Below are 12,017 nucleotides of genomic sequence, written 5' to 3'. Positions count from 1 at the left end.
TATTCTATGCCCTGTGACTCCCAAAGACTACATGATAATTTTTTCACCCCATCATGACATTAATCCAGCAGATGTCTAGGTATGTGACATCTTGCTTACAATAACGAACAGCCATTTAAAATACAGTCACAAGGAGTAAAAATGGCACTAAAAGGAGACAGAGAAGCGATGAAATGGAAAAATAAACTCCATCCGTTTACAATTTACAATATTCAATACAGCATTCTGCTGAATAAATCACATTGATTCCCATATATTTTAATCGTAAATAAAAAAACTGACCTTCAAATGAAGATCAGTTCAAGGATAATAAACAGATTACAAGATAGCTAGAATGATGAAATTCAGAATAAATAGAGCTGTAGCACCCCAAAGGATTGGATGAATTTCTTTAGCCTTACCAGTTGAAACTTTTACTAGGCAATAGAAGATAAATGCTGCTGCAATACCGTAAGAGATAGAGAAGCAAAGCGCCATGAAGAAGGCTGCAAAGAAGGCTGGAAGAGCGTCTTCAAACTGGCTCCAATCAACATCAAGGAAGGATGAAACCATCATGACACCGACGATAATCAAGGCTGGAGCTGTTGCAGCATTTGGCACAATTCCAATGAATGGTAAAATCAAAATTGATAGCAAGAAGAGAACGGCAGTTGTAACAGCTGTCAGACCAGTACGACCTCCCGCTGAGATACCCGCTGCCGACTCCACATAGGTTGTCGTGTTTGAAGTACCAAATAGTGCACCGATAGAGGTACCAATCGCATCTGCAAATAGCGCCTTGTCCATCTTAGAGTTAAATCCTGTACCATTTTCGAGAGCTTTCTCATCTTCTTCTGAGAAAATACCAGTCTTACGACCTGTACCGATAAAGGTACCAAGTGTATCAAAGGTGTCTGACAAGCTGAAGGCAAAGATAGTCATTAATACGAGCGGGAGACGGCTAGTGTCGCTAAAGAGTGATGCCATACCATCAAAGGCTGCGAGGAAGGTTGTTCCCAACTCACCAAAGGCTGACCCAATGTTGTTTGAAGCAAGATTGATAGATGATACATCTACAACACCGGCAGGAATACCTGCGAGAGTAGTCACCACGATACCAATTAGGATACCGCCACGAACATTTTTAATCACAAGTACTGCTGTTAGTAGCAATCCGAAAACCGTCAGAAGGACGCTTGGATCTGTAAATGTTGAGATAGATGGGACTACACCACCTCCCGCCAAAACAGAGAAGACACCATTTGAAAAAGTTTCTGCTGTCGCTTCAGCAGGTGCAACACCATTGACAGTGATAATGTCTGAGCCAGAAGTCAGGAAAGTAATCAGGTTTGAATTTTTAAAACCAAGATAGGCAACGAAAACCCCGATACCTCCACCGATGGCATGTTGCAAGCTAATCGGAATCGCCTTGATAATGCTCTTACGAACCTTTGTAACGGTGATAAAAACGTTAAACAAACCGCAGAGGAAAACCATTGCCAAGGCTTCCTGCCAAGTAAAACCAAGACCAATAACCACTGTATAGGTAAAGAAGGCATTTAACCCCATACCTGGTGCCAAGGCGTAAGGTACGTTAGCAAATAATCCCATAACAAGCGTTGATACAGCACTCGCAATAATAGTCGCTAAAAATACTGCTTGAGTTGGCATACCTGCCACACTCAATACGCTCGGGTTAACGAACAAAATATAGGACATGGCAAAGAAAGTTGTAAGTCCTGCCATAATTTCCGTAGAAACAGTCGTTCCTTGTTCTTTCAATTTAAAAAATTGATCCATTTTTTCATTTCTCCTTTAATTTACGAACGATAAAAACATTATAATCAAAAAACATTCTAATTTCAAGTTTTTTAATCTCGAAAACATTATTTTATTGATTTTCAACTTAAAACATCCGTAAATCCCGAACGTTGCAGGCTTGCAAAAATCTATACAAAATTTATCGCTTCTTTGCTTTTATTATCTCCTTTTGTTATACTGGAAATTATTAGTTCAAGATGTGGCTACCTACAAGTACTATTCTTTGACGCATAAAATAATTTCTCAGCAGTCTAGCTACTACCTAAATACTATTCACTATTAAAAACTAGTATAACGAATCTAGAAAGGAATGCTATTAAATATGAAGAAAAAAATTATAGCTATCGATTTGGACGGCACATTGCTCAATAATGATAGCCAATTATCTGATTATACCATCTCAACTATAAAGAAGGTCCGCCAAGCAGGACACACCGTTCTTATCGCCACAGGTCGCCCCTATCGAATGGCTGAAAAATTTTACCAACAACTAGAACTGGATACTCCCATGATTAATTTCAACGGTTCTTTAGTTCACATCCCTGGAAAGAAATGGCAATGGGAACAAAATATTTTAATCGACAAAAAATACCTACTCGAATTTCTAAAAGAAGAAGAAACATTCGAGGCAGATTTTATTGCTGGTGAATACAAGAATAAATTCTACATCACTCAAAAGAACTTAGACAAGATTGATCCTGCTCTGATGGGAGTTAAACAGATTACTCCAGATACACTCATCAAACCTGAATTAATCACTAGTGATCCTCATTCCATCCTTATGCAGACTCGTGCAACTGATAAGTATGAACTTGCAAAAGAAATGAATGCCTATTTCAAAGATGAGTTAGAAATCAATACGTGGGGAGGACCATTAAATATCCTCGAAACTTGTGCAAAAGGTGTCAATAAGGCAACCGCTCTGAGCTATGTTCTTAACCTCTACCAAGCCACTCCTAGCGACTTAATTGCCTTCGGCGATGAGCACAACGATGTTGAGATGCTAGACCTAGCAGGAACAGCCTATGCCATGAAAAATTGTAGCGATACACTTCGTCCACATGCCGACAGATTGACAGCATTTGCTAATTTTGAAGATGGTGTCGCACGTGAACTAGAAAACCTATTTTTATAGACATCAAAAAACCTGATAAACTGTCAGGTTTTTGTCATATTCGTTGCATATTTTTATCACTTTTCTGAAATACGATTATGAAAAGTTTCGGAAACATTTTGCACTTTTAACATAATTCCTCTTGACAAATGCACTGAAAACGTTTTATAATAGACAAGTTCAAAAAATGTAAGCCTATTCATAGTTTTACATTTCAAAGGAACTAGAAAAAATTTAGGAGGAACAATAATGAGTATTGGAATCATTATTGCAAGTCATGGCGAATTTGCTGCTGGTATTCATCAATCAGGTTCAATGATCTTTGGCGAACAAGAAAAAGTACAAGTTGTTACTTTTATGCCAAGTGAAGGTCCAGATGATTTATACGCTAAGCTAAATGCTGCCGTGGACGCATTCGATGCCGATGATGAAGTTTTGGTTTTGGCTGACCTTTGGAGTGGTTCACCATTCAACCAAGCAAGCCGTGTAGCTGGTGAAAATCCAGATCGTAAGTTTGCTATCATCACCGGTCTAAACTTGCCAATGCTGATCCAAGCTTACACAGAGCGTATGATTAACGCTGCTGCTGGCGTGGAAGAAGTTGCGGCAAACATTATCAAGGAAGCCAAGGATGGTGTGAAGGTTCTTCCAGAAGAACTTCAACCCGCAGAAGCTGCTCCAGTAGCTGATGCAGTACCAGCCGCTCCACAAGGTGCAATCCCTCCAGGGACTGTTATCGGAGATGGCAAGTTGAAAATCAACTTGGCTCGTATCGATACTCGTCTCTTGCACGGTCAAGTGGCGACTGGTTGGACTCCTGCTTCTAAGGCAGATCGTATCATCGTTGCTTCAGATACAGTTGCGAAAGATGAATTGCGCAAACAACTCATCAAACAGGCTGCTCCTGGTAACGTGAAAGCGAACGTTGTCCCAATCAAGAAATTGATTGAGGTTTCTAAAGACCCTCGCTTTGGTAACACACATGCCTTGATTCTCTTTGAAACACCACAAGAAGCTCTTGAAGCAATCGAAGGTGGCGTAGAAATCAAAGAATTGAACGTTGGTTCTATGGCTCACTCAACTGGTAAAACAATGGTTAACAATGTATTGTCAATGGACAAAGATGACGTTGCAACCTTTGAAAAATTGCGTGACCTTGGCGTTGAATTTGATGTGCGTAAAGTACCAAACGATTCGAAGAAAGACTTGTTTGAACTTATCAACAAGGCAAACGTTCAATAAATCGGTTTGTTAGTATAGAAAGGATTACAACATGTCAGATATTACACTTATTTCTGCAATTCTCGTTGTCATCGTTGCCTTCTTCGCAGGTCTTGAAGGTATCCTTGACGAATTCCAATTCCATCAACCATTGGTAGCTTGTACCCTTATCGGTCTTGTGACTGGTAACTTGGCTGCAGGTGTTATGCTTGGTGGTTCTCTACAAATGATTGCACTTGGTTGGGCAAACATTGGTGCAGCTGTTGCTCCTGACGCTGCTCTTGCTTCTGTAGCTGCTGCAATCATCATGATCAAAGGTGGCGACTTCTCAGCAGAAGGTATTGCCGTTGCAACAACAACTGCTATCCCTCTTGCCGTAGCTGGTCTTTTCCTTACAATGATCGTTCGTACTATCTCAGTTGGTTTGGTCCACGGTGCAGACAAGGCTGCTAAAGATGCTAACTTCGCTGCGGTAGAACGTTACCACTTGTTCGCTCTTCTCCTTCAAGGTTTGCGTATTGCCATTCCTGCAGCTCTTCTACTTGCAATGCCAGCTGAAGCTGTTCAAGGTGTCCTTGAAGCAATGCCTGAATGGCTCAAAGGCGGTATGGCAGTCGGTGGTGGTATGGTTGTTGCCGTAGGTTATGCTATGGTTATCAACATGATGGCGACTCGTGAAGTATGGCCATTCTTCGCAATCGGTTTTGCCCTTGCAGCTATCAGCCAATTGACACTGATTGCACTTGGAACCATCGGTGTTGCTATTGCTTTCATTTACCTCAACCTCTCTAAACAAGGCGGATCAGGTAACGGTGGTAACGCTGGTTCAAATGACCCAATCGGCGACATTCTTGAAGACTACTAAGAGAAGGGAGATTCATCATGTCAGAAAAAATTCAACTTTCCGTAAGCGATCGTAAAAAAGTTTGGTGGCGTTCAACCTTCCTTCAAGGTTCTTGGAACTACGAGCGTATGCAAAACTTAGGTTGGGCTTATGCAATGATCCCAGCTATCAAAAAACTTTACACGAAAAAAGAAGATCAAGCTGCTGCTCTTGAGCGCCACTTGGAATTCTTCAACACTCACCCATACGTTGCTTCACCAATCCTTGGTGTAACTCTTGCCCTTGAAGAAGAGCGCGCAAACGGTGCTGCTATCGATGACACAGCTATCCAAGGTGTGAAAATCGGTATGATGGGACCTCTTGCTGGTATCGGTGACCCAGTTTTCTGGTTTACTGTTCGTCCAATCCTTGGTGCTCTGGGTGCTTCACTTGCACTATCTGGAAATATCATGGGACCAATCATCTTCTTCTTTGGTTGGAACGCAATCCGTATGGCCTTCCTATGGTATACTCAAGAATTTGGTTACAAGGCTGGTAGCGAAATCACTAAAGACATGTCTGGTGGTATCCTTCAAGACATCACTAAAGGTGCATCCATCCTTGGTATGTTCATCCTCGCTGTTCTAGTTCAACGTTGGGTATCAATTACTTTCGCTGTAAATCTTCCTGCTAAACAATTGTCAGAAGGTGCTTACATCGTCTTCCCAGAAGGTACTGTTACTGGTGCTGAGTTGAAAGGTATTCTTGGTCAAGCTCTTAGCGGACTTAGCCTTGAACCAACTCAAGCTCAAACATTACAAGGTCAGTTGGACAGCTTGATTCCTGGTTTGATGGGACTTCTCCTTACTTTCCTCTGCATGCACTTGCTTAAGAAGAAAGTAACACCAATCACAATGATTATCGGTCTCTTCATCGTAGGTATTCTTGCTCGTTTCTTCAACATTATGTAATCAAGGACCCCGCTCTTGCGGGGTTTTATGATATAATGAACATCTAGGAAAGGAGCACTATGGCACAATCACAAAATACAAGCGTTGAACTACAAACCACAGGAGTTTCCTACATGGGCTTTGGTGGTAAGGTTGGTAAATTTCTCATTGGGGACAAAGCACTTGAATTCTACCCAGACAATAATGTCGAGCGCTATATCCAGATTCCTTGGGATTCGATTCAATCCATCGGAGCCAATGTACATCACAATAAAATCAGTCGGCATTTTGAAATCTATACAGAAAAAAGTCGCTTCTTATTTGCCTCCAAAGATTCTGGTAAAATCCTAAAAATTGCCCGTGAGCATATCGGCAATGAAAAAGTTGTGAAATTACCGACTCTTATGCAAACAATCGGCAGAAAAATTTCGAATCTATTTGCCAAAAAATAAAAAATCAAGTATAATAGTAGAAACGGATAAGTAGCATCTGGCTCCTTCCAGAAAGTCTGCGGTCGCTGTGAGCAGATAGGAAAAAGTTGTGAAATTCTACCGTTGGCTAAAAATGACATACTTAAAGTGCACAGAATGTGAAGCTGGATGGAACCGCGGTAAATATCGCTCCAGCATCTCTCATTCTGTGTTTTTTTATTCTAAAGGAGACATCTATGCTAGATATCAAACGTATTCGTACAGATTTTGACGGAGTGGCTGCTAAACTTGCTACTCGTGGTGTGGCTGCCGAAACCTTGGCAGACATCAAGGAATTGGATGCAAAACGCCGTGAAATCTTGATTACTGTAGAAGAATTCAAAGCAGAGCGCAACACCGTTTCTGCGGAGATTGCCCAAGCAAAACGCAACAAGGAAAATGCTGATGACAAGATTGCTGCCATGCAGAAACTGTCTGCAGACGTAAAAAATTTGGACGCTCAGCTTTTGGAAATCGATGAAGAATTGAACGCTATTCTCACCGTTCTTCCAAATACGCCGCACGATTCTGTCCCTGTTGGTGCAGACGAAGAAGAAAACGTAGAAGTTCGCCGCTGGGGTACGCCTCGTGAATTTACCTTCGAGCCAAAAGCACACTGGGACTTGGGCGAAGACCTGGATATTTTGGACTGGGAACGTGGGGCAAAAGTAACCGGTGCCCGTTTCCTCTTCTACAAAAACTTGGGTGCTCGTTTGGAGCGTGCCCTCTACAACTTCATGTTGGACGAGCATATCGCAGAAGGCTACCAAGAAATCATCACACCTTACATGGTCAACCACGACTCTATGTTCGGTACTGGTCAATATCCTAAGTTCAAGGAAGATACTTTTGAGTTGGCAGATACCAACTTCGTCCTCATCCCAACTGCTGAAGTGCCATTGACCAACTACTACCGCAACGAGATTTTGGAAGAAAAAGACCTGCCAATCTACTTCACAGCCATGAGCCCATCTTTCCGTTCTGAAGCTGGTTCTGCTGGTCGTGACACCCGTGGTCTTATCCGCCTTCACCAATTCCACAAGGTTGAAATGGTCAAATTTGCCACACCAGAGCAGTCTTATGATGAATTGGAAAAAATGACAGCAAACGCAGAAAATATCCTTCAAAAATTAGGCTTGCCATACCGCGTTTTAGCCCTCTGTACAGGCGATATGGGCTTCTCAGCTGCTAAGACCTACGACTTGGAAGTCTGGATTCCAGCCCAAAATGCCTACCGTGAAATCTCAAGCTGTTCAAATACCGAGGATTTCCAAGCTCGCCGTGCCCAAATCCGCTACCGCGATGCTGCTGACGGTAAGGTCAAATTGCTCCACACCCTCAACGGTTCTGGTCTGGCAGTTGGCCGTACCGTTGCGGCAATCCTTGAAAACTACCAAAACGAAGATGGCTCTGTCACCATTCCAGAAGTTCTCCGTCCATACATGGGTGGGGTTGATGTGATTAAACCTTAAGATATACAAAGAAAGAGCGAGGAAAATTCTACTCGCTCTTTTCATTTATCTAAAAATCTACTCCCAAAGTCTTTAATTGTTGACGAATCTTATCTTCTAGTGCCCGAATCTCTAGTCTATCTTGTTCTAGTTGCTGCGTTACTTGCCCGAGATCAATCTCTTCCTCTTCCTCAAAAGTATCGACGTAACGAGGAATATTTAGATTGTAGTCGTTTTCTACAATTTCTTCTATTGATGCCAAATGAGCATATTTGTCAAGAGACTGACGATTATGATAGGTCTCTACAATTTTTTCTACCATGTCATCGGAAAGGTGATTCTGGTTCTTCCCTTTTTCAAACTCCTTGCTCGCATCGATAAAGAATACATCCTTGGTCTGACGATTTTTTTTGAAGACTAGAATAGTGGTTGGAATGCCTGTGCCATAAAACAGGTTAGCTGGCAAGCCAATAACTGCATCCAGGTAATTTTTCTCAATAATCAGTTTGCGAATATGACCTTCTGCTGCTCCCCTAAAGAGCACTCCGTGTGGTAAAACAATGGCCATGGTCCCTGTATTATTCAGATGATAAAGACTGTGTAAGATAAAGGCAAAGTCCGCTTTAGAAGCTGGTGCTAACTTACCGTATTCCATAAACCGTGGATCCTTCAATTTGGACTCACGATTGTCCCATTTAGCAGAGTAGGGTGGGTTTGCGACGACCGCATCAAAACTACGTGGCTGATCGATTCCAAGTTCATCGACCCCGTCCGGCCAGTCACTTTCTAAGGTATCAGCATTATTCAAAATCATATTGCTGTAGCCGACCTGATGCATCATCAGGTTCATCCGCGCCAAGTTATAAGTAGTTGTGTTCATTTCTTGGCCATAGAATTTGATATGCTGGCCCTGAGGTAGTTCATTACGCACTGTTAGTAGCAAAGACCCTGAACCCATGGTTGGATCGTAAACAGAGAAGCTAGTATCTGATTTTTCCAAACCTAAAGTAACAATCTTGGCTAAAATCTTACTCACTTGATGCGGGGTATAAAATTCTCCACCTTTTTTACCTGCCGAAGCGGCAAACTGTCCAATAAGATACTCATAGATTTCTCCCAGAATATCCTTTCCTTCATCATTTTTATACTCAATGCTGTCAATCAGCTTCACAATACTGTTCAAGGATTTTGCACGCGCAACCGTTGAATTGCCCAAACGAGAGTCACCTAGATTGATGTCATTAAAGACGCCTCTGAAATCTTCCATAGCATCCTGATTGAGTTCTACATTGGCGTTAAAATGATCGAAAATCGTCTGGTAGTCACTCGCTACAATCTCACTGTTATCAATTTTGGCTACCAGTCTTGCCCAGGTATCTTCTGGTGCAATCGCGTATCCAAGGTGAGAAGCTGTATTTTCCAAATACTCCACCAAGTCATTCCCAACTGCTTCTCGCGCATAGGCATCCTGAACAGTTTCCCCTGGAGCAGGACTGATAATTTCATCTTCCACCAAGAAACGCTCTTGATGCTCAGATAGGTAGCGATAGAACATGAAGGCCAGGATATAGTTCTTATATTCCGAAGCATCCATGTTTCCTCGCAATTCATTGGCCATGGACCAAATCTGATTGGTAATGGCTTGAATAGTTTTTGACATGTTTTTGTAATCCTTTCATGTTGTTTCATTTTTTACTCGAAATCTCATTTTCGCTGATGAAGAGTAATAAGCTGATCTAGGTCGGAGAAGAAGCTGCCGATGGCTTCTTGTTCGGGGAGGGTGGGGAAATCCAAGTCCACCTTTTTCAGATCTGAATTATGAAGATGTACTACAGATTTTCCCTGAGCACGTTTACTCAAGCCTTTTTGTTGTTTTCCATTAGATATAGTAAGTGCTAAAAATACAGGAAAAATCTCCGAATGTAATCGAATTATATTTATATCTCCACCTAAGATTATGCCTTTTTTTGCAACAACGGAAGCCCTAGCAATATCTAGTGAACTTTCACCCGAAGCAGGTACTAACACCTCACCACCTTCACTATACACTACACTATTTTTATTATCTTCAACAGATACAAAAGTATCAACTTCTGAGATAACCGTTTCATACTTCGTATATAGACGACCATATAAAATAATCGGGGAACCTTCAATAACTAAATCTTTCTTCGAATAACCGTTTCCTTTGGCAAAAGTAGCCACCTCCCCCAACTTACGCTGTTTCCAAGTAGTTGTGAAAGTAAGGTTTTCATTGTATTTTCAGGCAAAAATAATAGTTCCGATTGAAAGCCGCTTTCTGAAAACTCGACTTAAAACTGTTTTTTTCGTTCTTGTTCAAACTCCAAGGAGCGTTTGAGTAATTGGGATAATCCAGTCACATCTTGTTCCGCTAACAACTCCATATAAAGAGCTCGATCTTCCTTACTAATCAGTACGGGCGCTCCCAACTTGAGCATACTTTGAAACATCAAAATCAGCCGTCCTGTCCGACCGTTCCCATCACTAAATGGGTGAATACGCTCGAACTGAATATGCACATCTGCCAACACCTCTAACAGCTCAGCTATTTCCAAAGGCAACCCCAAGCGATAGTTGGCATTGTCCACCCACTGTTGCATAAGAAAAGGCGTTTCCTCTGGCGATGCAGTCTTGAAGGTCGCACCAATAATAGCGTTTTGCACCGACTTAAACTGCCCCCGATCATGCTGGAGGCGGTCCATCAACAAGGCATGAATATCCTTAACCAGTCCCAAACTCAGCTCTTCCCCATTATCTAAGGCAAATAGCAGAGCTTGGAAGGCTTGTTTGTGATTTTCAATCTCGTAAAATTCACGGATACTCTTGTGCTTGCCAGGTAGCGTGCTTTCCAAAATAATCGAAACCGTCTCAGGCAGAGAAATGGTATTCCCCTCAATCCCGCTGGAATGATAGGCCATTCGTACCAGAAGGTCATCTAAATAATCCTGCGAATATGTCATACTGACCTCTTTCTATATAAACATCTGCTGTAACAGCGCCTTTTTCAACAGTTTCAGATGATCCAACTGACGCTGATGAAGAGTAATAAGCTGATCTAGGTCGGAGAAGAAGCTGCCGATGGCTTCTTGTTCGGGGAGGGTGGGGAGGGGAATCAATGAACTTTTAATATCACCAGAATTTATTGATTCAAAAGTGGAACCAGTACTCAACTTCATCCAATAACCAAACTGCTTCATTCTTATTAAAGTCTGATAGATAAAATCATTTCCCTTAATACCTGCAACTCCACGCCCAAGAACAACCTTATATCTAGTTTTGGCAACATCTCCAACAGGGGCTCTGACCGATACAATGATGTCTCCTTTTTCTGCAATCTTTGTAATTTGCGTTGTCCAAACTCTTGGTTCAACATTCCCATTTTTTAAATCGGCATTTCCTTGAACTAAAATATTGTCTAAAGGATTATTAGTATAGTTTTTTGAATCTGGAGATTGTCCCATCACTACCACCGCCACCTCCCCCAACTTACGCTGTTTCCAAGCGTCCGTAAATTCTGGGAATCTTAGCTCAGGAAAATCGTTTCCATTCCCTTTCGGAAACATTTTCTGTAACAAAGCCTTCTTCAATTCTTTAACATCATCTAATTTTCGCTGATGAAGAGTAATAAGCTGATCTAGGTCGGAGAAGAAGTTGCCGATGACTTCTTGTTCGGGGAGGGTGGGGAGGGGAATCAATGAACTTTTAATATCACCAGAATTTATTGATTCAAAAGTGGAACCAGTACTCAACTTCATCCAATAACCAAACTGCTTCATTCTTATTAAAGTCTGATAGATAAAATCATTTCCCTTAATACCTGCAACTCCACGCCCAAGAACAACCTTATATCTAGTTTTGGCAACATCTCCAACAGGGGCTCTGACCGATACAATGATGTCTCCTTTTTCTGCAATCTTTGTAATTTGCGTTGTCCAAACTCTTGGTTCAACATTCCCATTTTTTAAATCGGCATTTCCTTGAACTAAAATATTGTCTAAAGGATTATTAGTATAGTTTTTTGAATCTGGAGATTGTCCCATCACTACCACCGCCACCTCCCCCAACTTACGCTGTTTCCAAGCGTCCGTGAATCCGGGGAAGCGCAATCGTGGTACTGTTGATTTTTCTTTTGTCATAGTCCCTCCTTTTCTACTTTCTTTTTGTTTC

The 12,017-nt window shown here is 41.7% G+C and carries 10 protein-coding genes and 1 pseudogene; 6 read left to right on the top strand and 5 right to left on the bottom strand.

Annotated features, from left to right (window positions below; all coding sequences use genetic code 11):
* Positions 1 to 318: 318 nt before the first annotated feature.
* Positions 319 to 1,779: an NCS2 family permease gene (locus tag F9856_RS00165; RefSeq protein ID WP_202105378.1), complete on the bottom strand. Its 1,461-nt coding sequence runs from the start codon at positions 1,777 to 1,779 to the stop codon at positions 319 to 321.
* A 343-nt stretch (positions 1,780 to 2,122) separates the two neighbouring features.
* Here F9856_RS00165 and F9856_RS00160 point away from each other — a divergent pair, with 343 nt between their 5' ends.
* The 6 genes from F9856_RS00160 to serS all read left to right on the top strand — a co-directional run bounded on the left by F9856_RS00160 (position 2,123) and on the right by serS (position 7,850).
* Positions 2,123 to 2,935, top strand: a complete 813-nt coding sequence (locus tag F9856_RS00160) for a Cof-type HAD-IIB family hydrolase (RefSeq protein ID WP_192369418.1) — start codon at positions 2,123 to 2,125, stop codon at positions 2,933 to 2,935.
* 228 nt (positions 2,936 to 3,163) lie between these two features.
* Positions 3,164 to 4,156, top strand: a complete 993-nt coding sequence (locus F9856_RS00155) for a PTS sugar transporter subunit IIB (protein ID WP_202105377.1) — start codon at positions 3,164 to 3,166, stop codon at positions 4,154 to 4,156.
* A gap of 31 nt (positions 4,157 to 4,187) precedes the next feature.
* Positions 4,188 to 5,000 (top strand): PTS mannose/fructose/sorbose transporter subunit IIC, encoded by an 813-nt coding sequence (locus tag F9856_RS00150; protein ID WP_024399371.1) that lies wholly within the window; start codon positions 4,188 to 4,190, stop codon positions 4,998 to 5,000.
* Between the two features lie 17 nt (positions 5,001 to 5,017).
* On the top strand, positions 5,018 to 5,929 hold the full coding sequence (locus F9856_RS00145; protein ID WP_105128468.1) for a PTS system mannose/fructose/sorbose family transporter subunit IID: 912 nt from the start codon (positions 5,018 to 5,020) through the stop codon (positions 5,927 to 5,929).
* Between the two features lie 59 nt (positions 5,930 to 5,988).
* Positions 5,989 to 6,360, top strand: coding sequence for a DUF956 family protein (locus tag F9856_RS00140; RefSeq protein WP_202105376.1), 372 nt, complete (start codon positions 5,989 to 5,991; stop codon positions 6,358 to 6,360).
* A 215-nt stretch (positions 6,361 to 6,575) separates the two neighbouring features.
* On the top strand, positions 6,576 to 7,850 hold the full coding sequence (gene serS, locus F9856_RS00135) for a serine--tRNA ligase (RefSeq protein ID WP_202105375.1): 1,275 nt from the start codon (positions 6,576 to 6,578) through the stop codon (positions 7,848 to 7,850).
* A gap of 49 nt (positions 7,851 to 7,899) precedes the next feature.
* Here the strand turns inward: serS and F9856_RS00130 are convergent, their stop codons facing one another.
* From F9856_RS00130 to F9856_RS00115, 4 genes and pseudogenes are all read right to left on the bottom strand, one after another.
* Positions 7,900 to 9,489, bottom strand: coding sequence for a type I restriction-modification system subunit M (locus F9856_RS00130; protein WP_105128476.1), 1,590 nt, complete (start codon positions 9,487 to 9,489; stop codon positions 7,900 to 7,902).
* A 44-nt stretch (positions 9,490 to 9,533) separates the two neighbouring features.
* Positions 9,534 to 10,049: pseudogene (locus F9856_RS00125) on the bottom strand (restriction endonuclease subunit S); the annotation flags it as partial.
* Positions 10,050 to 10,141: 92 nt separating this feature from the next.
* Positions 10,142 to 10,810: a Fic family protein gene (locus F9856_RS00120; RefSeq protein WP_024382878.1), complete on the bottom strand. Its 669-nt coding sequence runs from the start codon at positions 10,808 to 10,810 to the stop codon at positions 10,142 to 10,144.
* Between the two features lie 12 nt (positions 10,811 to 10,822).
* Positions 10,823 to 11,986 carry a restriction endonuclease subunit S gene (locus tag F9856_RS00115; RefSeq protein ID WP_202105373.1) on the bottom strand — a complete coding sequence of 388 codons (1,164 nt, stop codon included), beginning with the start codon at positions 11,984 to 11,986 and terminating at the stop codon, positions 10,823 to 10,825.
* Between the last annotated feature and the right edge of the window lie 31 nt (positions 11,987 to 12,017).

The sequence above is a fragment of the Streptococcus suis genome (assembly GCF_016743335.1).
In the GTDB taxonomy this organism is placed as follows: Bacteria; Bacillota; Bacilli; order Lactobacillales; family Streptococcaceae; genus Streptococcus; species Streptococcus suis_Y.
Note: the sequence above shows the minus strand (reverse complement) of the source record. Positions and strands in the feature narration are given on the sequence as shown.